Here is a 21,775-nt window from a genome sequence, read left to right on the forward strand (position 1 = left end):
CCAGTTAACGGAATAAAGGGTCAATAAAGGTCAAACAAAAACGGTCTTGAATTTCCTCGCATGAATAGCCCATAACAATTCTTAGCTGCTTGAACGTATGCGGCGACTGAATCGAAATAAAAGAATGAGCCGCATAACAGGGATCAATGGAGGTGATTTCGTTCTTCTCTAACGCTTCTATAAAAAGATTTTTGAGCACGCTATGCAAATATAAATATGGCGGGGATTGAAAGAAGTCCGGCTTTTGATTCTCCATTTTATTAAAAGACTGCATGACGCCAAGCCATCTCGATTCCTTGTCAATAAAAGCTATGATTTTTCGCATCACGCTGCTGAGTCGTTCTTGAACGGAGTGCTGAACGGCTGATTCCAAATATACATCGATCTCCGAGATGAAGATATCAAAGTTCTCTTTCATCATATCCATACATAAATCGCCTTTGTTTGAATAACGCCGATATAAAGTTCCTTGTCCGATTCCTACCGATTTCGCGATTTGATGCATGCTGACCGATTCTACCCCATGCTCCGTAAACAAACAATTGGCAGTATGCAAAATTGCTTTGCTCAATGCTTGCTTCGTCCTGCTGTTTTCTGGTGCAGTCATCGTTCTATCTCCTTTTTCCGCTTTTACAAATGTAACGATTGACAATTGCCCGTTTCGTCTTTATTATTCAGTAGTGCGGACAATTGTCCGCACATAGATGCGGTCATCTTTTTATTGTAGCCTGATTCCTTATGGCAGGTCAACAATAGGAAGAATAGACCCCCCATATACGGATAGGAGGAATTGAAATGGCTTCCGCTTCACAGAAAGCAGCGCCTACCGGCGATCCCATGTCGATTCGCAATATTATTGCCCCGCTAATCGCCATCATTGTCGGTATGTTTATGGTCATTTTGGATGGTACAGCAATGAACGTTGCCATGCCTGGTTTAATGGAGGATTTCAAAAGTTCGATGTCAATTGTCCAATGGACGATCACGGGCTATGCACTTGCACAAGCCGCTGTCATTCCGCTCGCGGGATGGATGTCGGATCGTTTTGGAGCCAAGCAGGTTTTCTTGTTCTCCATCATTATGTTTACACTTGGCTCTGCTCTTTGCGCACTCGCAACGACGGCTGAGCAGCTTATTGTATTCCGCATCATTCAAGGCCTTGGCGGCGGTATGGTCGCTCCAATTGCGATGGCCTTCACATTTAGGCTGAGCCCTCCAGGCAAGCAAGGTGCTGTTATGGGCATGATCGGCATTCCGATGCTGCTCGCTCCTGCTCTTGGTCCTGTAGTAGCTGGCTACCTTGTTGATTATGTATCCTGGCACTGGATTTTCATTATTAATCTTCCGATCGGCGTCATCGCTGTTATCGTTGGTCTTCGTACACTGCCTAATATTGAGCGCAAACGCGTACCTTCCCTTGATTTCCTCGGGATGATATTCGCTCCACTAGCATTTGCCATGCTTGCTTACGGTGTAAGCTCAGCTGGCGGCGGTGAAGGCGGCGGCGGAAGCGGCTGGACATCACCAGAAGCGCTAGTCGGCATGATCGTTGGTGGCGTAGCACTCATTATTTTCATTATCGTAGAGCTTAACCGCAAAGAACCCCTGCTGGAACTTCGCGTTTTCAAATCCAGCGATTTCACACGGGGCATCATTTTGCAATGGATCGTGCAGATCGCTTTGTTTGGAACCTTGTTCCTTGCACCGATTTTCTTGCAGCTTGCAAAAGGCTACTCAGCGTTTGACACAGGTCTTATCTTGCTGCCACAAGCTCTTGCAGCTGGTATTTTCATGCCGATTGGCGGCAAGCTGTTCGACCGTTTCGGAGCGCGTCCTGTCGTCCTATCGGGATTAGCCATCGTTACGGTAGCCGGTTTTATTTTAAGCCAAATAACTGCCGAAACGACGCTTCTTACATTGATGATTCCACTTGCCATGCTCGGAGCAGGCATGGGCTTGTCCATGATGCCGCTTAACACGCATATCATGCAGTCCGCTCCTAGGGAGCTTGTAAGCCGTGTCACTTCGCTCACGGCAGCTGCGCAGCAGGTCATGACTTCCTTTGCAATCGCAGGCTTATCAACTATTCTTGCGAGCAGGGTTGAGCATTATAGTGCCACAAATCCTGGCCCGAATGTTGTTTACTCCTCATACGGCGACACTTTCTTCATTCTCGCTATTATTTCGATCGTTGGTGCAATTGCTGCTTTGCTGCTTCGCAGACCGAAGCAAGAGAAAGGCACCAGCATGGATGAGAAGCCTGAAATGTCCATGATGATGGGCCACTAACAAATTTTACTTACCTTTGTAATGCAAAAGACAGCTTCCGAATCGTCATTGACGACAAGGAAGCTGTCTTTTTATACATATAAGACTTTATATGTTTCACGCGATAAAGAATTCTTCTATTTCTACGAGAAACGGATACCCACCGGCGAAGCCGTTTCTACTTGCCGTATTGGAAAGTGTATGGGTTTGCTCATTCTTTCTCTATACGTTTCACCGAAACGATGGCGCCTATTGAAAGGACGCCGTCAGGCGTTTCTTCTTAAAATATAGGAAAGTATATGATATCGCCAACTTTCTCTATATTTCTACGCGAAACGAAAGCTTAGCCGCCAGTGGATGGCTTCAGCCGTTTACGCTTGATAGAAGACTTTATCAATCGATAATTTCGGCTTTGTCACCGTTTTTGACGCCTGCGGCATTTGCTTCGTCCGTATCAATATGCATGTCAAGCGCATATTGGTCAGAGACGCGCGCAACCACCTGCTCGAATATGACGCCACGCTCTCCGGGGAAACGCACGCGAAGCAGCTGCTTGTCCGCAACGCCATAGCGCTCTGCATCACTTGTGTGGAAATGGATATGACGGGCAGCTACGATGACGCCCTCTTCGATTTCAAGCTCTCCAGCAGGCCCTTGAAGCTTGATCCCCGCGGATCCTTGAATGTTGCCTGACTCTCTTACTGGCGGATTAACGCCTAATGCAAAAGCATCCGTACGGGATACTTCCAGCTGTGTTTGTTTGCGGGCAGGACCTAAGATTCTAACCTTCGCGAAACTCCCTTTGGGACCCGAAACAGCTACCGTTTCATTAGCAGCATATTGTCCTGGCTGAGACAATGGCTTCATTTCTGTCAACTCATAACCTTTACCGAACAAAAGCTCGACATGCTCCTGTGATAAGTGAATATGTCTTGCGGATACTCCTATCGTAACTTCTCTATGTATCATGTTGTCACTCTCCTGTTATCCTGTTGTATTTATGGGTTCTTGCGACAAAAATAAGCACACGGCTATTAAACCGCATGCTTATCATACCACTTATTTAAATTCCGCTACAAGCTTGTCGAATTCTTCCGGAGTAATCTTGATATTCTGTTTTGCAAGGGCTTCCGGCTTGAAGCCTGTAATCATATCTTCGTAAGATTTGCGCGTTTTGTTCTGATAGATCAATCCCGTCACCAACCCATTCGTTTCCATGATCTTATTCATGGCCTGCACGCGGTTAGATGGATCATAATCCGGGAATTGCTCGAGGTTCACGATATTTTCCTTAAACCAATCGTACGTATTGATTTTATTGAAGGTTACGCATGGGCTGAACACATTGATCAGCGAGAAGCCTTCGTGATTGATACCCTCTTCAATCAACTTGGTCAATTGCTTCAAATCGCTGGAGAACGATTGAGCAACAAACGTAGCACCCGCAGACAAAGCAATTTCAAGCGGAGACAACGTTGTTTCAATGGATCCCTCCGGCGTTGACTTTGTTTTGAAGCCCTCTGCACTGCGCGGGGAGGTTTGGCCTTTTGTCAATCCATAGATTTGATTGTCCATGACAATGTAGGTCACGTTCAAATTTCTGCGAATGGCATGTACGGTGTGGCCCATTCCAATTGCGAAACCGTCGCCGTCGCCGCCTGATGCGATTACCGTGAGCTCCCGGTTTGCAAGCTTAACGCCTTGTGCAATAGGCAGCACGCGTCCATGAATGCCATGGAAGCCGTATGCGTTAATATACCCGGAAATTCGGCCGGAACAACCGATACCAGAGATGACAGCCAAATTTTCAGGCTCTAAGCCTACATTGGCCGCAGCGCGTTGAATAGCAGCTTGAATGGAGAAATCTCCGCAGCCTGGGCACCAGTTAGGCTTGACATTATTTCTAAACTCTTTGAACGTTGCCATCTAGACTCAACTCCTTGCAAGCTTTATAAATGTCCGAAGGCAGGAATGGATTGCCATCATATTTGAGCAAGCTCTCGATTTTTTCAGCGAAGCCGGCATTCATTTTGATCTGAGCTGCCAGTTGTCCAGTGGCATTGTTTTCAATCACGATTACTTTTTTGGCGCTTTGCAAATAAGGCAGGAGCAGCTTTGTAGGGAAAGGATGAATTTGGCGAATCGTTATGTGGTTCGTTGCTATTCCGTCCTTAGCCAGCATGCTTCTTGCTTCATCGATCGTTCCGCCGGTCGATCCCATCCCGATAATCAGCTGCTCAGGCGTTTCATGAGGAGCATCGATGCGGATCGCGTCGCGAATATACATATCATTCAGCTTGTTTAAGCGTTTATCCATCATATTCAGACGGTTGGTTGCATTCTCGGAAGGACGTCCGGTCTCATCATGCTCAACGCCCGTTACGTGATGCAACCCGCCCTTTTCACCTGGCAATACACGCGGTGAAACGCCGTCTTCCGTTAGCTCGTAGCGTTTAAAGAGGTCATGGCCTTCAAGCTCTGGCACATTTTCCACCAGCTTGCCACGTTTGATCACAATCTTATCGTAGTCAAACGGCTCGCATGATTGCTTGCCTAGAGACAGCTGAAGATCAGTCATTAGAATGACCGGCACTTGGTATTCCTCGGCAAGGTTGAACGATTCAATTGTATCGAAGAAACAATCCTCGATTGAAGCCGGCGCAATGACAATTTTGGGAATTTCGCCATGTGTTCCGTATACCATTGCATTGAGATCAGATTGCTCTTGCTTTGTCGGCAATCCGGTAGACGGGCCGCCCCGCTGCGTATTTACGATGACAAGCGGCGTTTCCGTCATACCTGCCAGACCGATGGCTTCCATCATCAAGGATAAGCCGGGACCTGCCGAAGCTGTCATCGTGCGGACACCTGCGTAGTTTGCGCCGATCGCCATCGTTACCGCTGCAATCTCATCTTCGGTTTGAACAACCGTTCCGCCGAATTTTGATAGCTTTTTAATTAAATATTCCATAATCTCTGACGCTGGAGTAATCGGATAAGCTGCCATCAGCCTGCAGCCTGCAGCAATGGAGCCAAGTCCGATCGCTTCATTCCCAATCATGAACAGCTTCTGCTGGCCATCTGCCTCGTCAAGCTTGAATTCATCAAGCGGGCCGCCAGCTTGCTCAAGGACGAACTCCGCCCCGCGTTTAACCGCTTCAATATTTTTCTCGACGATTGCAGCGCCTTTGCGGCCGAACTCTTCTTCTACCGCCTTGTTGAAAACTTCGATTGGCAATCCTAGCAACGCCCAAGATGCACCGGAGGCAACCATGTTTTTCATAAGCGATGTACCGAGCTCCTCGGCCATCTTCGTAATTGGCACCGCGAACAATCTAGCTTCTATGCCTTCTGGGACCGTCGGATTGAACTTCGCATCTGCAACGATTACGCCGCCTAAACGCAGTTCCTTGGCGTTCAAGTCGATGCTCTCTTGGTCGAACGCGACCAGAATATCCAAATCATCAGAAATAGCACGAATAGGCTTCGTGCTTATACGAATTTTATTGTTGGTATGACCGCCTTTAATACGTGAAGAAAAATGCCGATACCCATATAAATAATAGCCCAAGCGATTAAGCGCCGTGGAAAAGATTCGGTCCGTACTCTCTACGCCTTCTCCTTGTTGGCCCCCGATCTTCCAAGACAATTGACTAATCAAAATGCCCAACTCCTCTTTTTCTAGAACGTACTTGTATAAGGTGAAACAGCTATCGCCGTCTTTTGCGGCGCGGCGCGTTTCATTCCGAGAAATATAGAGATTGTATCGCCTAAGGCATATACGTACCTATAATTTAAAATATATCATCTTGTAATTATATCGTAAAAAGCATGACAGTCACAACAATTTTAAAGCGCGCACCGTCAAAAATCAAGTTGTAAACGCTTAATTGAAATATAGTTGTTTGCGATCAAAACGATACCGCAAACAGAATGAACCATTTTCAGCAAACTGGTAGATTGCTTCTTAGAAATCGCAGCGCATTTCCGGACATGAACTGCTCCGTTTGCAGCGAAGTATAACGTTTCAGCAGAGCATCCGTAAGCGAGCTCAGCTCCCCAGGGTGTGATAGTCCGCCAATATATCGATCAATGCCGTCGAAATCCGACCCTAGCATTATATGTTTCTCACCGCCAAGCTCGCATATATGTTCGATATGCCGGAGCAAGTCATCGATTACGACGGTCTCCGCGCCGGATACAAACCATGGTACAAACGTTATGCCGAGCATTCCATCTTTATTAATGATCTCCACAATCTGCCTGTCGTTTAAATTCCGAGGGTGATCGCAAATCGCTCTTGCGTTTGAATGGGATGCGAGGAACGGTTTTTGTGAAAGCTCGGCAACATCCCAAAACGCTCGCTCTGACAAATGCGATACGTCCACCATGATGTCCAGCTTATTGCACTCCTCAACAAATCGTCTTCCCGCAGCCGTTAAACCTCCGCCGCGAGGCTCCATTGCTCCGTCAGCAGCCCAATTCGCATGATTCCATGTCAAACCGGCAGCGCGAATACCCAATTGCTGCAGGATTCGAAGCATAGATATCTGCCCTTGAAGCCCATCAACGCCTTCAAGCGATAGCAATGCTCCTATTTTTCCCGTTTTCAAGCATAATTCCAAGTCCTGAGCGGACCGAACTAACATCATGTCTTTACAGGCAAGCACCTGTTGATAAAAGCGATCCACACTCTCCAGAATGGGCTCTAAACGTCCATTTAACGATTCGGGAATATAGATCGCAAAGGTCTGCAAAACCGTCCCTGCCGCCTTCAAGCGCTCGTATGTCACGTCCAAGCTGCCCGGCTTGCTGTCTTGAAACGTTAAATGCTCGTCTAGCAACAGCTTGCAGAGCACATCGCAATGAAAATCTACCACTTTCATAGACGCACCACCATTCGTTATGCTCACAGTGAGAGGAAACGCCTGACGGCGTCCATTCTATAGACGCCATCGTTTCGGCGAATCGTATAGTGAAAGGATGAGCAAACTCTTATCCGTTCCTATACATCAAAAAAACCTGTCTACGTCGTAAACAGGCGAATCGTTTCATTTGATCCAATTGGCTTGCAACTTAACGCCGCTTGGACTTGCTACCGAGGTTCAACAATCAATTTGATTGCTGTTCGGTCCTCCCCGTCAATAACAATGTCAGTAAAAGCCGGAATACAAATCAGATCCACCCCGCTGGGAGCCACGAAACCTCTTGCAATCGCAACCGCTTTGATTGCTTGGTTTAACGCACCAGCTCCAATGGCTTGCAGCTCCGCACCACCACGTTCACGAAGAACGCCAGCTAGCGCGCCTGCAACGGAATTAGGATTGGATTTTGCTGAAACTTTTAATACATCCATAAAAAGAACCTCCCCTTGGACTGTTGGATGGATTCCACTTTTAAATAGTATTCGAGGGAGATTAAAAAATTCCTGCTTTTATTCGGGATATTCACAAACTGTTCTGAATTGTCGGAACTTTTCAAAGATTCAAAACTTTACATAAGCAGCCATTCGTCTTCCGTGAGCCTTATTTTTTCGATTTTGCGCGCTTCGCCTGTCGCATCGTCAATCTGCACAGAAATGGCGTGCAAATGCCACTTTCCTTCATCCACTACAAAGCGAACCGGCAACTGCGTGATGAACTTATGCAGCACTGCATTTCGCTCCATTCCCAGCACGCCTTCCTTCGGTCCGACCATGCCCACGTCCGTGATATAAGCCGTGCCTGCAGGCAGAATCGTATCATCATTTGTCTGTACATGTGTATGCGTTCCAAGCACGATTGAAGCTCTGCCGTCCAAGTGCCAGCCCATCGCAATTTTCTCTGATGTCGCTTCAGCATGGAAATCGACGAGAATGTTATTTGTTTTCTCCTTGGCCGCTTCGATTAATTCATCCGCCTTGCGGAATGGACAATCGATCGGAGGCAAAAAGGTTCTTCCTTGCAAATTAATAATTGCCAGCTGTTTCCCGCCAGCCTTGATGAACGCCATGCCTTGACCGGGTGCGCCTTCTGCATAGTTGGCCGGTCGCACAATTCGAGGCTCATCGTCAATCCATTCAAAAATATCTTTATTATCCCACGTATGGTTGCCCATTGTGATGCCGTGGACGCCCCATTCGAAAAATTCCTTCGCTATGGCTGCCGTTATTCCGCGTCCAGCAGCTGCATTCTCGCCATTGGCGATAATAATATGCGGGTTATATTTACTCTTGAGAGCCGGAAGTACCCGTTTCAGTGCACTTCTGCCAACATTGCCTACGATATCGCCGATAAATAATACATTCATAAATAAGTACACTTCCTTTTTTGTACGCCTGCAAACAGAAAAGTGGCTAACTGGCAGCCACTTTTCTGAAAAGCCGATATTTTATTGTTGCTTACTTCGCATATTCAACCGCGCGAGTTTCTCGAATGACCGTAACTTTAATATGTCCCGGATAATCAAGCTCGCTTTCGATTTTTTTCGTAATATCACGTGCTAGGCGGAATGCTTCGGTATCATCGATTTTTTCTGGCTGCACCATGACGCGCACTTCGCGACCAGCTTGAATCGCGTACGATTTCTCCACGCCTTCAAACGATTCGGAAATATCCTCAAGCTTCTCCAGTCGTTTGATATACGTTTCAAGCGTTTCACGGCGAGCTCCAGGGCGCGCAGCGGACAATGCGTCAGCTGCACCTACGAGCATCGCGATAACGGAAGTTGCTTCCGTATCTCCGTGGTGAGAAGCAATACTGTTAATAACGACAGGATGCTCCTTGTATTTCTTAGCAAGCTCCACACCGATCTCAACATGTGATCCTTCTACTTCGTGATCCAAAGCTTTACCGATATCATGCAGCAAGCCTGCACGCTTCGCGAGCGTGACGTCTTGGCCTAGCTCTGCTGCCATCAATCCAGTCAAGTATGCAACCTCCATAGAGTGCTTCAGCACGTTCTGACCGTAACTTGTCCGATATTTCAATCGTCCCAAAATCTTGATTAAATCCGGATGCAAGCTGTGAACACCAACCTCGAAGGTAGCCTGCTCACCGTATTCACGGATGCGCTCGTCCACCTCTTTACGAGATTTTTCAACCATTTCTTCAATGCGGGCAGGGTGGATACGACCGTCAGCCACAAGCTTTTCCAAAGAAGTGCGGGCAATTTCGCGTCTTATCGGGTCGAAACCTGATAAAATGACCGCTTCCGGTGTATCGTCGATGATTAGATCGATACCAGTCAATGTTTCCAAAGCACGGATATTACGGCCTTCTCGCCCAATAATGCGGCCTTTCATTTCTTCATTAGGCAATGTTACGACGGAAACCGTCGTTTCTGCCACATGATCCGCCGCACAGCGCTGAATAGCAAGTGATATAATATCACGGGCTTTCTTATCGGCTTCTTCTTTCGCTTGCTGCTCGATCTCTTTAATCATTTGTGCTGTTTCATGTCGTACTTCCTGCTCAACATTAGATAAAATAATCGATTTCGCGTCTTCCGTTGTCAGACTCGATATCCGTTCCAATTCGCTTAGCTGCTGCTTATAGATGGAATCGATCTGCTCTTGCGTTTCTTCGATCCGTTTTTCTTTGTTGGCTACAGTTTCTTCTTTGCGTTCTAGCGCTTCTAACTTTTTATCCAGCGACTCCTCTTTTTGGAGTAAACGTCTTTCCTGACGTTGAGCTTCGTTGCGACGTTCACGAATGTCTCTCTCGGCTTCGGAACGAAGTTTGTGGACTTCATCTTTTGCCTCTAGCACGGTTTCTTTCTTCTGAGCTTCCGCTTCTTTCTTCGCATTTTCTACGATAACAATAGCAGCTTGCTCAGCGCTCGAAATTTTGGCCTCTGCAATCGATTTTCGAATAAAATAACCAATCCCAAAGAAAATTGCGCCAACAAAGAGACAGATCAAGATCCAAATGATCTCAGACATCTTGTTCACCTCCTTGTTGCATACACCAAGGCACTGCTTGGGATGATATTAGGTTTTCAACCGGCTTCAAACCGTTTCAACAATTACTAATTTGACGAAAATAATCGTATTGAATCAACTTTTGGAAGGAAAATTGATTCAATATTGAAGGAATACAACCTCATTTTATCTTTTCGTAAAATCAATTGTCAAGCAAAAGCCCATCAACTTCCTCGAATGCGTCTTCATCCCCGTTTAGATCTATCCATTTTATTGCCTTCTTGACGATATCTCCCGGAAAGCCTCTGCGCATTAAATAGCCCATAAGCTTGCGCTTTTTCTCGAAAGTCTCTCCTTTTAGCGATCGCCATTTCTTCTCTGCAGCCTTCTTCGCGGACGCAAGTTCGATTTCCTCGTCCAATGCATCAATGGCTTCCGCAGCGGCCTCTTTCGACACGCCCCTCTGCTGCAGCTCCTGTTTAATGAAGCGTCGGCCCTTCAAGCCGTTCTTCAATCGCCCTGCAGCGAATTGACGTGCATATTGTTCATCATCCACAATATGCTCCCTTTCTAAACGGTCTAGCGCATATTGAATATTGTCATTCTCAAACTGCTTCCGGCTCAAATATTGCTCAATCTGCTTTCTCGTTCTCGGTTTAGCGCCTAAATAGCCGATTGCTAGTATATAACCACGGTAACGTTCATCTTCCGTTCTTATTTCTTCGATTTGAATTTCCGTTAACAGTTGACCTTTCGCCAAACGGAATCGTATCAATATATCCTCATGGACAGATAGCAACGGTTCCTCGGACTCAGCAAAGAGATGATATAATTTTCGTTCTTTTTTATCAAGGCGAACAGACAAAATCATCCATTCTTCTTCATTCTCGACATTGCTTGGAGCCACGATTTACATCCTCTCTAAACACAGCTTCGCCGCCCCAAACAGGGCGGCGAAGCATTGGTACGTATGATTTCAGTGCCGATCTATTCCAGATCTTCGAACTCTTCGTCGTCTTCTTCCTCAGCTTTAAAGTTAGCTTGAGTCGCTGCTGCCGACAAATTGCTCGCTTCCCGAATCTGCTTCTCGATCACTTCGGCAATATCTTTATGGTCTTTCAAGTACTGCTTCGCATTCTCACGGCCTTGGCCAAGACGCTCCCCATTATAAGAGAACCATGCGCCGCTCTTCTGTACAATATCCATTTCAACGCCTAAATCAACAAGGGTTCCTTCTCTCGAAATTCCCTCTCCGTACATAATATCGATTTCGGCCTGTTTGAACGGTGGTGCCACTTTGTTCTTAACAACCTTAATACGGGTCCGGTTACCAACCATGTCATTGCCTTGCTTCAAGGTCTCAATACGGCGTACATCCAGACGTACGCTGGAATAGAACTTCAATGCTCGGCCGCCTGGTGTTGTCTCAGGGTTACCAAACATGACGCCAACCTTCTCGCGAAGCTGGTTGATAAAGATTGCAATCGTCTTCGATTTGCTGATTGCACCAGATAGCTTACGCAATGCTTGTGACATCAAGCGGGCTTGTAGACCGACGTGAGAATCACCCATGTCACCTTCAATCTCTGCTTTCGGTACGAGTGCGGCAACGGAGTCGATAACCACGATATCAACTGCACCGCTGCGAACAAGTGCTTCTGCGATTTCTAGAGCTTGCTCACCCGTATCCGGCTGTGATAGCAGCAGCTCATCAATGTTTACACCAAGTTTGCTTGCATAAAGCGGGTCTAGCGCATGCTCCGCATCGATAAATGCAGCTTGTCCGCCAATGCGTTGAACCTCTGCAATCGCATGTAGCGCAACGGTCGTCTTACCTGATGATTCCGGTCCGTATATTTCAATAACACGTCCACGCGGCAAGCCGCCTATTCCTAAAGCGATATCAAGAGCAAGTGAACCGCTAGGCACGGTTTCAACTTGCATGTGTGTAGATTCTCCTAATTTCATGATGGAGCCTTTACCAAATTGTTTCTCAATTTGACGCAAAGCCATTTCTAGTGCAGCGCGACGATCCGACAAGAAACTCACATCCTTCTTTATTTATAATGTTATGATACCTTTTTTCTTTCGGGATGACAAGCATTTTTTCGAACATACATTCGCCTTTTTGCTTCACCCCTAGTTATGGACATAAAAAAACCGCAGCAAAGTATTCTTCGCCACGGTTCTTCCGGTAACTGTCTTTTATTATAACGGGCTGTCCGGCAATTGACAAACATTATTTATGGCATAGAACCGGAAGCAAAAGCAGGTGAATGTTAATATGCTCGTTTATTCTCTATTAAGAGCGAGCCATAACCGGTACAATGCCGATTTCACAGCACGTAGCCTGATCATGCTTCTGCCGCCGCTAAGATTTAACGTAAACACCTCAGTAGCCCTCCCGCGCTGCGAAATCCCCACATACACCAGCCCGACAGGCTTGCCCTCGGATTCAGCCGGACCAGCTACGCCAGTCAACGAGACACCGAAGTCTGCATCGGAGAGCTCCCGAACGCGTTCTGCCATGATCGCAGCCGTCGAATCGCTTATTGCGCCGGGCGCCCCCTCGCCTTCAAGCTGCGTAAGGGGAATGCTTAATAAGTGATGCTTCATTATATTTGTGTAAGTCACAACACCGCCTACATACTCCCCACTGCTCCCAGGAACGTTCGTAATGAGCTCCGCCAGCAATCCCCCGCTAATGCTTTCCGCGCTCGCTAGCTTGCGTCTTGAGGCTCTTAGAAGGTGTATAACCTCTTCCTCCAGGGGGATATCCTCCTGCGCATATAGGAATTCGCCTACCAAGGCTTTGATTTTGGCAACCGTTTCGTCTATTTTCTGATCAGCGTCGATAGCCGAGCCCGCTTTGGTGGAAACACGTATAGACACCTCGCCTTCCTTCGCATAGGGAGCGATGGTTGGATCGATCTGCCCGTCAATCAATGGAATCAGCTTCGCTTCCAAATTCGATTCGCCAATACCGGCGAACTTCAGGATGCGTGAATAGAGAGGATCCGCTGCCCCGAGTTCTGCGCGCAGCCATGCTTCGCCTGCGCCGTCCATCATCGGTTTCATCTCGCGGGGAGGACCAGGCAGCAGCAAATATAACGTTCCATCAACGGATAACCCGTTGCCGACAGCAAGTCCTGTCGTATTCTCAAGCGGCTCTCCACCTTCGATCATCAGCGCCTGCCTGCGATTGCTCTCCACCATATGAATGCCTCGGGAGCTGAACATATGCTCGATTTGAGCCATTGAAGGCTCATGGATGAGGAGGTTGCGGTTTAGGTATTCCGCCAGTACATCCTTTGTAAGGTCATCCTGCGTCGGACCTAACCCGCCTGTAAATACAAGCAGGTCAGCACGGCTTCGACCAATTTCAATCGCTTCCCGCAACCGCCCGGCATTATCGCCAACTACCGTTTGAAAATAAACATCGACGCCGAGACCGGCTAATTTCTGGGACAGGAACTGCGCATTCGTATTTACGATTTGACCGAGCAGCAGCTCCGTCCCGACCGCTATAATTTCTGCTTTCATGATTCGATATCTCCTCCACGTCCAATTATGGGCTGGCTTAATGCCATATAAGCAAAAGCATCTCCCCGTCAAACGGAAAGATGCTTTAACATTATTCTACCGGAATTAAATGCTTGTTCTTCAAGAAATAATCGATGCCTGAGTATACGGTAATAGCCGCAGCCACCCAGCTGGCAATGACATCAAATGGAAAATCAATAAAATTAAACGGGAAGTTGTTAATCAATAACGCGATAATCATCGTGATTTGAATCGCGGTCTTCCACTTGCCCCATGTGCTGGCTGCCATAACTGAGCCTTCCAGTAGCGCAATTTGGCGAAGACCTGTCACAGCAAATTCCCGGCTAATGATAACGATCGCAATAAGCGCGTTCAACTTATCCATCTCAACAAGCGAAATGAGGACAGCGGCAACGAGCAGCTTATCTGCCAGCGGATCGAGCAGCTTCCCTAGATTGGTTACGATTTTGTTTTTGCGGGCAATGTAGCCGTCTAACCCGTCTGTGCTTGCCGCCACAATAAAAATGAGTGCCGCTGCGATTTGATTGTATGTAATGGAGAAGTCTGAAATGCTAAACGACCCCAAATCCACTTTGATAAGCAGAAAAAACATAATAACCGGCACCAAAAATATTCTGGCAAGTGTTATGCGGTTCGCCAGATTCACGCTATTCCCTCCTCGGATCGATCTAACTCATAGGTGTGCGATACGCGAACCATTTGTTCAAGAATATGACCGGAAATCTGCTTCGGCTGTAGACCGAGCGCAGAGCAACCTTGAGCGTCTGCTTGTGTGCTTTCTCTCATTTATGTATCCCCCAGATCCTTCTGTAAAGCTATCTCAACAAGTATAATACATGCAAATACACGTGTCAAAAGCGGCTAAAGCCCCATTTCCAACCATGCTTCACCTAAATGAAAAGCTCCGTTTCTCGAATTCCGACGAAACGAAGCTTCGTTATTACGAGCGATAATTGGTAAATTGCAGTTCTACTGGAAGATCTGCTTCGCGAAGAAGCTTCATGACCGCTTGCAAATCATCCAGGCTTTTGCCCGAGACTCTAATTTGATCGCCTTGGATCAAGCTTTTAACTTTAAGCTTCGAATCGCGAATGAGGATATTAATCTTTTTGGAAACATCCTGCTCGATGCCTTGTCGAAGCTTAATCCGCTGCCGAACGGTATTGCCGGAAGCACCTTCAATTTTACCGTAATCCAAGTTTTTGATTGGAACACCACGTTTAACCATTTTTGATAAAAGAATATCCAGCACGTTTTTCAGCTTGTAATCATCCTCTGACGCTACGACAAGCTCTTCCTTCTCAAGCGCAATGGAGCTTTTGCTACCTTTAAAGTCAAAACGAGTCTCAATCTCCCGCTCCGCCTGCTTGATTGCATTAACTAATTCTTGCATGTCAACTTTTGATACGATATCAAATGCATTTTCTGAAGCCATAAAAAAACCTCTCCTTTGTTACAGTGTTCATTATTGTGATTGATTCGCATCGTTTGAGGGCGTGATAGTTCCTTCAGGTGTTTCACTGCCGCCGGATAACGGCTGCAGCAAAACCTTTTTGGATGTCGCACGATCACCGTCAGGAACCAATACGCCATCTACCTTTATTTCGATTAGATCAGCCCTACCCACATTTATGTAGATAACACCGTTTAGATCAAACGATTCGGTTGTTCCGTCTTCAGCATTTTTGGAATAAAGCTTTTCTCCTTTATTGCTTTCCGTACGAACCTCCAGCCAGCTTCTGCCGCCTGCAACTTTCACTTCAACCTTGTGAAGCTTGCCGATTGGGCCAATATCGTATTGATCCGCCTTGCCAACCTTGCTGCCGAATACGACCGTCGTTGGCGCTTCAGTCGGAGTTGGAGCAACTGGCTCGTTTGTTGGCGCATTTGTACTGCCGCCGGCAACCCCATCCTCATTCTTGACAGGAGGCTCCGAGGCGTCTGTAATATTCGTGCTATTATCGACTTGTTTCGGTCCATCCGAATCTTTATTGATCACATAAACCCAAATAACGACCACGATGAGAATGAGAAAAGACCACATCATCACGTTAAAGCCGATTTTGCCCAACCGCTCTGAGGATTGAGACTTCACTCGGCGCGGCGACCTAACGACCATTGGCTCGGCAATTTGCTCAACTGGGGCTGCAGGCACCTCATGCTGATACAAACGAAGCACTTCATCGGGATCGAGACCAACAGCCTCTGAGTAATTTTTCACAAATGCCCGTACGTAAAACGGACCTGGTAAAACCGTATGGTCACCACTTTCGATTGCTTCCAAATACCGTTTTCTGATTTTTGTTGTTTCTTGAATATCGTCCAGTGTTAATCCGCGTTGGTCTCTCGCCTTGCGAAGTAATTCTCCCAAATCAGACATGAGACGGCCTCCTTCCAATTAGAAATCGTCTGTATAGTTAGCGGTAAAAGATTCGTAGGATATTTCTTCATCTGGCGTATTGCGCAGTTCCACAATAATGTCAAAATGGCTGTAATCGAAATTGGATTCCTTAATAAAAATATCCGGATGCTCAATAACCTTTGTGGACGGCATAGCCATAATTTCTTGCAGCAGGCCATAATGCTTCTCATTGGAGCGAATGGTACTTACGATTCCATCGATGATAAAAATATTGTTTGGCTGCATTTCATCCTCGGACAGCTGACTCCTAACCGTTTGACGCAGCAAGGTGGACGACACGAATGTCCAGCGCTTATTCGAACACACGCTGCCAGCTATAATTGACTCTGTCTTGCCAACGCGAGGCATCCCACGTAATCCAATAACCTGATTGCCATCACGTTTAAACACCTCGCCCAAAAAATCAACTAAAATGCCGAGCTCGTCGCGCGTAAACCGGAACGTCTTGCGATCATCTGAATCCCGTTCGATATAACGTCCATGACGAACAGCCAAAATATCAACGATTGTAGGCGTTCTCAGTTTATTAACCGTAATATTATCCACTTTTTGGAGCATTTTACCAAGTAGCTCGATTTTCTCGTCATCATCTGTTTGAAGAAGCATACCCCTTGTCCGATCCTCAACGCCATTGATAGTCATAATATTGACTTCCAGCATACCAAGCAATGACGCGATATCTCCAAGCAAGCCAGGCCTGTTCTTATGTATTTTATATTCCATATACCACTGTTTCGACTCCAAAGCTGTCACCGTCCTAAACCTGTTCTTATAGAAGTATGTAAATGATGGATATGTACGTCATGAAACATAATTCTACAATTTTCGTCACAATCCTGCAACCCAAAAAGAAACATTGCAGAAAAGCCTCCTGTTGGGAGGCTTTCCTGCTTCTGCTTCTACTTGAGGAGAATGACGACTCGTTAAAAGACAACTACGATTTCTCGACGAGCTTGACCATAAGGCAAGAAAGCGTTTTGCGTTCTGCCTCGTCACCGACATCCCATAGCTGTTTCAATACGCGTTCTTCCTCATTTTTCGGATCTACCTTCTCATCGAGAAAGGTACCGATTTCGTAAGCCAAGCTTGAAATCGTTTCTTCCGTCATGCCGATCTTTTTCGCTTGTGATACACGGTCTGCCAAGAAATGCTTCCATGTAGCAAAATTAGAAAGGACAGTTGACATGTTCTCTCGCCTCCTAAAGGTATAGAAAAGAATCATCAACAGTCATATCATGCGTAAAAGCATCTCATATTATGCAGCTGGCTTGTCCGAAATCAAACTTGTTTGGACTTAGGTATGCCAGCCGCCATTCGGACTAATGACTTGGCCCGTAATGTAAGAAGACTCCGGCAGTGCAAGAAAATATACGAGTGATGCGATTTCTTCGGTAGAGCCGAATCGTCCAACAGGAATTTCTTGTTGAATCGCAGCCTTTTCTTCGGCATTGAAGCTATCCATCATCACGGTATCAACAGCGCCGGGGGCAACGGCATTAACCGTGACCCCCGTTGGCGCGAGCTCCTTGGCAAGTGCCTTCGTGAATGCATTCATTCCGCCTTTTGTTGTAGAATAGAGCACCTCGCAAGAGGCGCCCGACATTCCCCAAATGGAAGAAACGTTAATAATTCGTCCATATCGCTGTGCGACCATATTCGGCATAAATAGCTGCGAGCATAAAAACATGCCTTTAAGGTTAACGGACATGACATTATCCCATTCCTCTTCCGTAACATCCATCAGCATGCCGTAATGGGAAATGCCGCCGTTATTCACCAAAATATCAGGAAGCATCTGATGGCTCTCCAATTTGTCTCGCATCCGCGCGAGCTGCTCTTTTGAGCGCAAATCAGCAGAGATCGTTAACACATTGGCGCCTAAAGCCATGCATGTTCTGGCGGTTTCATTAGCTGTCTCGTGAGACTCCAAATAATGAATGACGATATTGACTCCTTCTGCTGCGAAACGTTTGGCAATCGCTGCCCCTATTCCGCGGCCTCCCCCCGTAATCAACACCGTCATTTGTTGGAGCGTCTTCATGCCGTTGGTTGTTCCACAATCGATACGGCCAATTGTTCAAAGTCGAAATGCTCGCGAAGGCGGGCATTCACGTCTTCAATGGTGCATTTCTCATAAAAATCCAGAACGTCGAACATATCGCTGTCTCGGAATCGATATCTCGTAAATTCACCGGCGATCGCTTCTGGGGAGTTAAGCATCCGCAAATATCCGCCGATCTTTTTCCTTTTGGATCTCTCGAACGCGGTCGGTTCGATGCCGCTAGCCAATGCCGCTTCCACCGCTGAACGGAACTGTTCAATCAATTCATCCGGGCTGCGAGTGTCGCCGCCAATAACGGAGAATGAATAACCCGTGCTAGAGTTGTATTCATGTCCGAAGGAATCAGATATAAGGTCCGCTTCGTACAGCTGCTGGTAAAGCTTAGAGCTAGGACCAATTAAAGCTTCCAGCATAAGCTTTGTCGTCACTTCCTGCCGGAGAAGGGCTTCGCCGGTCAGTCCCGCCCGTTTATCTTTAAAGCCAAGCATGCATTTAGGAAGCGAGACCGGCAGCTCGGTTACTTTCCGCTTTATTTTGACCGAATCCGGCTCATCGTCAAAATAACGGGAAATCGCATCCTGCGGCTCGAAGTTTTTGGCCTTTTGGTTGTCGCGAACCAGCTGGAACACTTCTTCCGCTTGAACGCCGCCAACGACGAACAACAGCATATTGGAAGGGTGGTAAAAGGTTTCGTAGCATTGGTAAAGCATTTCCTTATCAATCTGCCTGATGGAATCAACCGTGCCGGCAATATCAATATGAACCGGATGCTTATGGTAAAGCGCGTCAATCAACCCGAAATAAACTCTCCAATCCGGATTATCGCGATACATATTGATTTCTTGCTCGATAATTCCCTTTTCCTTATCCACGTTAGTATCCGTGAAATAAGGATTCTGAACAAAATTAATCAAGGTTTCCAAATTCGCATGGATTTGCTCGGTTGCCGAGAACAAGTACACGGTGCGATCAAAGCTCGTAAAAGCGTTGGCAGAAGCCCCTTGGGATGCAAAGACTGCGAATATGTCACCAGTAGGCTCCTCGAACATTTTGTGCTCAAGGAAATGAGCGATTCCGTCAGGTACCTTGGCAGGTGTTTGGCTGCCAACTGAAAAATGATTGTCTACCGAACCGTATTTTGTTGAGAACGTCGCATACGTTTTATTGAAGCCTTCCTTCGGCAGCACGATCACTTCAAGCCCGTTATCAAGCACCTCGCGATATAGCGTTTCCTGCACGTTAGGATAGTTAAGGGTTTGCATCGTTATGCCTCCTTCCGATCACGCAAAAAGTAAATCGTATCCAGCTGCACGCCTTCAGCTACTTTTACAATGTCGGCTGGCGTGACCGCCTGTACCTGCTCGAGCAGCTGGTCTGCGCTTCTGTGCTTGCCCGTGAGTACGCCGTTGAAATCGTAGGCAATCATTTCATAAGCAGAGTCCTGAAGCTCCCTAAGATGATTGGAAATCATCGCTTTCGTTTGATTCAACTCCAGCTCCGACAAGTTGCCTGCGCGCATGCTTTCAAGCTGTTCTTTAATAATGACGACGGCACGGTCATAATTAGCAAATTCAATGCCGGATTGAATCGTACAAAGTCCCTTATGGCCGTCTAGCCGGGAAGCGGCGTAATAGGCTAAGCTCTCTTTTTCCCTGACATTCAGGAATAGCTTCGAATGCGGATAACCACCTAAAATACCGTTATACATCAGCGCAGCAGGATACTCGTCATCAACGTAGCCTACTCCCGTGCGAAGCCCTAAATTGAGCTTGCCCTGGCTTACTTCCATGCGCTCCGTTACTTGCTTTACTTCTTTGACTTTATGATGAACATTAGGTGTTGCGTAAGTCGAGGGAGAGCCTTCCTTAAGCTTGAATGCGTGCGTAACGAGCTCCGTAACTTCAGCCAGCGTTGTATCTCCCACGACATACAAATCAAGCGCAGCCTGATCCAGCCATTGCTCATACTGCTCGTATAACGAAGCCGGTGTAATGGAATCAATCTCCGCCAGCTTGCCAAGCGGATGTAAGCGATATGGCTCATCCGCACACATTTCTTCAAGGCAGCGCTCGGCAGCATACCTTATTTTATCGTTCACGATTGCTTCCAAACGTTTTTTAAGCGTGACTTTCTCGGCTTCTACATATTTTGAGTTAAAAGCATCCTTCTCAAGCAAAGGATCCGTTACGACATCGCCTAGAAATTGCAGCGATTCAGCAAGCAACGGCGTGCTCGAGGAGACGAATGCGTCATTTATAACGTCCATGCGGAACTGGACAATTTGGGAATCGCCTCTTTTATATACATCAAACCCGAAGCCCGCTCCATATAAATCGTCAAGCTTTTCTCGGAAGCTTATGGTTTCAGGCAAATCGGCAGTGCCTCTTCTCAGTACAAAAGGAAGTAAAGCAACCGGCGTTACCGTTGCTTCATCAAGTGTCAGTCCCGCAAATAAGGAAATAGCAAACGTTTTGAATCGTTTTGTAGGCAGCACATGCAGTCTTATTCGCTGCAGCTGTCCTCTTTCGAATGTGGTCACTCGGTTTGCTCCTTTCATCGGCGCGTTATAGAGTAAATCTATTCCATTAGACAAATCACTATACCATTCTACCCTATAGGAAATGGAAGAAGCAACCACTGCTGCTTATGGCAGTAACGGCTGCTTCCTCTCGTAAGTGTCCTATAGTTACATACAAAAAATATGTTTGCCGATCGTCTTAATTTGTGTCCTTGTCCATATCCATTTCGATGTTGCGGTGTCAGGGTTAAAGTAGTAAATGCAGCCCCCGGATGGATCCCAGCCATTGATTGCATCTTCTACCGCTTCCCTAGCCTTTGCATTTGGCGTGAGCCAAATTTGTCCGTCTGCAACCGCAGTGAACGCGCCTGGCTGGAAAATAACGCCGTATATCGTATTAGGGAAGCTCTGCGATTTCAGTCGGTTGATAATAACAGCAGCAACAGCAACTTGTCCTTCATAAGGCTCGCCGCGCGCTTCGCCATAAACGGCGTTGGCCATCATCTGCAGGTCATTCTCGGTCAAGCCTAGACGGTTGGACTTGGCTATTGTCGTCTCTTTGCCAGCTGAACTTGCTGATTCCTTGCCGCTCGCTTCCGAATTAGATGCTGGCGGGGCAGCTGCAGTAGGCTTCCAGCTCTTTGTAGCTTCCCAAAGCTTAAGCTTTGTTTTTGCGCCGACGACGCCATCTGACTTCAGACCAAACTTCCACTGAAACCAAGTTACTGCGTTTTTAGTTCCCGTTCCGAACTTCCCGTCTACTTCTCCTTTGAAATATCCGAGGTGCTTCAGTCGTCCTTGAAGCTCGTTTACGTCTTGTCCGGATGAGCCTACGGTCAAGGTAGCATTGCTAAACGTCTCCGCTGCCTTCTCCCGATCTCCGTACAGCATCGTAAAAGAGCCAAACAACAACAGCACGATAATCGAGGTTGCCAGAATCAAACGATTTCTCATGATGGGATCTGCCTTTCTCTTGCAAGTTAGTTCGCTTAAGGTAGCGTTACCTAACTTTAGTATGAGAAATTCAATCCGCTTCTATGC

At 46.9% G+C, this 21,775-nt stretch carries 22 protein-coding genes; 1 reads left to right on the top strand and 21 read right to left on the bottom strand.

The genetic code is table 11. From position 1 onward, the window contains the following. Positions 1–4 precede the first annotated feature (4 nt). Positions 5–607: a TetR/AcrR family transcriptional regulator gene (locus tag FHS16_RS10110; RefSeq protein WP_183561597.1), complete on the bottom strand. Its 603-nt coding sequence runs from the start codon at positions 605–607 to the stop codon at positions 5–7. Between the two features lie 188 nt (positions 608–795). Here FHS16_RS10110 and FHS16_RS10115 point away from each other — a divergent pair, with 188 nt between their 5' ends. Next, positions 796–2,289: an MDR family MFS transporter gene (locus tag FHS16_RS10115; RefSeq protein WP_183561599.1), complete on the top strand. Its 1,494-nt coding sequence runs from the start codon at positions 796–798 to the stop codon at positions 2,287–2,289. 372 nt (positions 2,290–2,661) lie between these two features. Here the strand turns inward: FHS16_RS10115 and pduL are convergent, their stop codons facing one another. From pduL to sleB, 20 genes are all read right to left on the bottom strand, one after another. Next, positions 2,662–3,237 carry a phosphate propanoyltransferase gene (gene pduL, locus FHS16_RS10120; protein WP_183561601.1) on the bottom strand — a complete coding sequence of 192 codons (576 nt, stop codon included), beginning with the start codon at positions 3,235–3,237 and terminating at the stop codon, positions 2,662–2,664. A gap of 90 nt (positions 3,238–3,327) precedes the next feature. Continuing rightward, on the bottom strand, positions 3,328–4,194 hold the full coding sequence (locus FHS16_RS10125; protein ID WP_183561603.1) for a 2-oxoacid:ferredoxin oxidoreductase subunit beta: 867 nt from the start codon (positions 4,192–4,194) through the stop codon (positions 3,328–3,330). After that, on the bottom strand, positions 4,172–5,929 hold the full coding sequence (locus FHS16_RS10130; RefSeq protein WP_183561605.1) for a 2-oxoacid:acceptor oxidoreductase subunit alpha: 1,758 nt from the start codon (positions 5,927–5,929) through the stop codon (positions 4,172–4,174). The genes FHS16_RS10125 and FHS16_RS10130 overlap by 23 nt, the downstream gene beginning before the upstream one ends. A 283-nt stretch (positions 5,930–6,212) precedes the next feature. Continuing rightward, positions 6,213–7,154 carry a dipeptidase gene (locus tag FHS16_RS10135; RefSeq protein ID WP_183561607.1) on the bottom strand — a complete coding sequence of 314 codons (942 nt, stop codon included), beginning with the start codon at positions 7,152–7,154 and terminating at the stop codon, positions 6,213–6,215. Between the two features lie 209 nt (positions 7,155–7,363). Next, the gene (locus FHS16_RS10140) at positions 7,364–7,624 is read right to left on the bottom strand and encodes a stage V sporulation protein S (protein WP_006036664.1); all 261 of its coding nucleotides are present in this window, start codon (positions 7,622–7,624) and stop codon (positions 7,364–7,366) included. Between the two features lie 137 nt (positions 7,625–7,761). Further along, complete coding sequence (locus FHS16_RS10145; protein WP_183561610.1) at positions 7,762–8,556, bottom strand: TIGR00282 family metallophosphoesterase; 795 nt, start codon at positions 8,554–8,556, stop codon at positions 7,762–7,764. A 91-nt stretch (positions 8,557–8,647) separates the two neighbouring features. Continuing rightward, positions 8,648–10,189: a ribonuclease Y gene (gene rny, locus FHS16_RS10150; RefSeq protein ID WP_183561612.1), complete on the bottom strand. Its 1,542-nt coding sequence runs from the start codon at positions 10,187–10,189 to the stop codon at positions 8,648–8,650. A 181-nt stretch (positions 10,190–10,370) separates the two neighbouring features. Then, a complete protein-coding gene (locus FHS16_RS10155; protein WP_312890828.1) occupies positions 10,371–11,075 on the bottom strand; it encodes a RecX family transcriptional regulator in 705 nt (234 codons plus the stop codon). An 80-nt stretch (positions 11,076–11,155) separates the two neighbouring features. After that, the gene (gene recA / locus FHS16_RS10160; RefSeq protein WP_183561615.1) at positions 11,156–12,208 is read right to left on the bottom strand and encodes a recombinase RecA; all 1,053 of its coding nucleotides are present in this window, start codon (positions 12,206–12,208) and stop codon (positions 11,156–11,158) included. A 252-nt stretch (positions 12,209–12,460) separates the two neighbouring features. Next, positions 12,461–13,711, bottom strand: coding sequence for a competence/damage-inducible protein A (locus FHS16_RS10165; protein WP_183561617.1), 1,251 nt, complete (start codon positions 13,709–13,711; stop codon positions 12,461–12,463). Positions 13,712–13,802: 91 nt separating this feature from the next. Continuing rightward, the gene (gene pgsA / locus FHS16_RS10170) at positions 13,803–14,378 is read right to left on the bottom strand and encodes a CDP-diacylglycerol--glycerol-3-phosphate 3-phosphatidyltransferase (RefSeq protein WP_169083019.1); all 576 of its coding nucleotides are present in this window, start codon (positions 14,376–14,378) and stop codon (positions 13,803–13,805) included. Further along, positions 14,375–14,518 (bottom strand): hypothetical protein, encoded by a 144-nt coding sequence (locus tag FHS16_RS10175; RefSeq protein WP_183561619.1) that lies wholly within the window; start codon positions 14,516–14,518, stop codon positions 14,375–14,377. The genes pgsA and FHS16_RS10175 overlap by 4 nt, the downstream gene beginning before the upstream one ends. A 154-nt stretch (positions 14,519–14,672) precedes the next feature. Continuing rightward, positions 14,673–15,167, bottom strand: a complete 495-nt coding sequence (locus FHS16_RS10180; protein WP_183561621.1) for a YajQ family cyclic di-GMP-binding protein — start codon at positions 15,165–15,167, stop codon at positions 14,673–14,675. Positions 15,168–15,197: 30 nt separating this feature from the next. Beyond that, the gene (locus FHS16_RS10185) at positions 15,198–16,112 is read right to left on the bottom strand and encodes a helix-turn-helix domain-containing protein (protein ID WP_183561623.1); all 915 of its coding nucleotides are present in this window, start codon (positions 16,110–16,112) and stop codon (positions 15,198–15,200) included. An 18-nt stretch (positions 16,113–16,130) separates the two neighbouring features. Beyond that, complete coding sequence (locus tag FHS16_RS10190) at positions 16,131–16,898, bottom strand: DUF3388 domain-containing protein (RefSeq protein WP_138751528.1); 768 nt, start codon at positions 16,896–16,898, stop codon at positions 16,131–16,133. A gap of 190 nt (positions 16,899–17,088) precedes the next feature. Next, complete coding sequence (locus FHS16_RS10195; protein WP_183561625.1) at positions 17,089–17,340, bottom strand: DUF3243 domain-containing protein; 252 nt, start codon at positions 17,338–17,340, stop codon at positions 17,089–17,091. Positions 17,341–17,448: 108 nt separating this feature from the next. Then, positions 17,449–18,195 carry an elongation factor P 5-aminopentanone reductase gene (gene ymfI, locus FHS16_RS10200; protein ID WP_183561627.1) on the bottom strand — a complete coding sequence of 249 codons (747 nt, stop codon included), beginning with the start codon at positions 18,193–18,195 and terminating at the stop codon, positions 17,449–17,451. Continuing rightward, entirely contained in the window at positions 18,192–19,478 is a 1,287-nt protein-coding gene (gene yfmH / locus FHS16_RS10205; RefSeq protein WP_183561629.1) for an EF-P 5-aminopentanol modification-associated protein YfmH, read from the bottom strand. The genes ymfI and yfmH overlap by 4 nt, the downstream gene beginning before the upstream one ends. A gap of 2 nt (positions 19,479–19,480) precedes the next feature. Continuing rightward, positions 19,481–20,773, bottom strand: coding sequence for an EF-P 5-aminopentanol modification-associated protein YfmF (gene yfmF, locus FHS16_RS10210; RefSeq protein ID WP_183562111.1), 1,293 nt, complete (start codon positions 20,771–20,773; stop codon positions 19,481–19,483). 129 nt (positions 20,774–20,902) lie between these two features. After that, complete coding sequence (gene sleB, locus FHS16_RS10215; protein WP_183561631.1) at positions 20,903–21,688, bottom strand: spore cortex-lytic enzyme; 786 nt, start codon at positions 21,686–21,688, stop codon at positions 20,903–20,905. Positions 21,689–21,775 lie beyond the last annotated feature (87 nt).

The sequence above is a fragment of the Paenibacillus endophyticus genome (assembly GCF_014192395.1).
GTDB classification, from domain to species: Bacteria; Bacillota; Bacilli; order Paenibacillales; family Paenibacillaceae; genus Pristimantibacillus; species Pristimantibacillus endophyticus.

What these genes read in the sequence shown, in the direction of transcription:
- yfmH (WP_183561629.1), bottom strand. Translation starts at nt 19,478, where the DNA reads ATGCAAACCCTTAACTATCCTAACGTGCAGGAAACGCTATATCGCGAG.
- sleB (WP_183561631.1), bottom strand. Translation starts at nt 21,688, where the DNA reads ATGAGAAATCGTTTGATTCTGGCAACCTCGATTATCGTGCTGTTGTTG.
- FHS16_RS10110 (WP_183561597.1), bottom strand. Translation starts at nt 607, where the DNA reads ATGACTGCACCAGAAAACAGCAGGACGAAGCAAGCATTGAGCAAAGCA.
- FHS16_RS10175 (WP_183561619.1), bottom strand. Translation starts at nt 14,518, where the DNA reads ATGAGAGAAAGCACACAAGCAGACGCTCAAGGTTGCTCTGCGCTCGGT.
- rny (WP_183561612.1), bottom strand. Translation starts at nt 10,189, where the DNA reads ATGTCTGAGATCATTTGGATCTTGATCTGTCTCTTTGTTGGCGCAATT.
- FHS16_RS10125 (WP_183561603.1), bottom strand. Translation starts at nt 4,194, where the DNA reads ATGGCAACGTTCAAAGAGTTTAGAAATAATGTCAAGCCTAACTGGTGC.
- ymfI (WP_183561627.1), bottom strand. Translation starts at nt 18,195, where the DNA reads ATGAAGACGCTCCAACAAATGACGGTGTTGATTACGGGGGGAGGCCGC.
- FHS16_RS10185 (WP_183561623.1), bottom strand. Translation starts at nt 16,112, where the DNA reads ATGTCTGATTTGGGAGAATTACTTCGCAAGGCGAGAGACCAACGCGGA.
- FHS16_RS10135 (WP_183561607.1), bottom strand. Translation starts at nt 7,154, where the DNA reads ATGAAAGTGGTAGATTTTCATTGCGATGTGCTCTGCAAGCTGTTGCTA.
- FHS16_RS10140 (WP_006036664.1), bottom strand. Translation starts at nt 7,624, where the DNA reads ATGGATGTATTAAAAGTTTCAGCAAAATCCAATCCTAATTCCGTTGCA.
- FHS16_RS10115 (WP_183561599.1), top strand. Translation starts at nt 796, where the DNA reads ATGGCTTCCGCTTCACAGAAAGCAGCGCCTACCGGCGATCCCATGTCG.
- FHS16_RS10180 (WP_183561621.1), bottom strand. Translation starts at nt 15,167, where the DNA reads ATGGCTTCAGAAAATGCATTTGATATCGTATCAAAAGTTGACATGCAA.
- FHS16_RS10165 (WP_183561617.1), bottom strand. Translation starts at nt 13,711, where the DNA reads ATGAAAGCAGAAATTATAGCGGTCGGGACGGAGCTGCTGCTCGGTCAA.
- FHS16_RS10145 (WP_183561610.1), bottom strand. Translation starts at nt 8,556, where the DNA reads ATGAATGTATTATTTATCGGCGATATCGTAGGCAATGTTGGCAGAAGT.
- FHS16_RS10195 (WP_183561625.1), bottom strand. Translation starts at nt 17,340, where the DNA reads ATGTCAACTGTCCTTTCTAATTTTGCTACATGGAAGCATTTCTTGGCA.
- yfmF (WP_183562111.1), bottom strand. Translation starts at nt 20,773, where the DNA reads ATGAAAGGAGCAAACCGAGTGACCACATTCGAAAGAGGACAGCTGCAG.
- pduL (WP_183561601.1), bottom strand. Translation starts at nt 3,237, where the DNA reads ATGATACATAGAGAAGTTACGATAGGAGTATCCGCAAGACATATTCAC.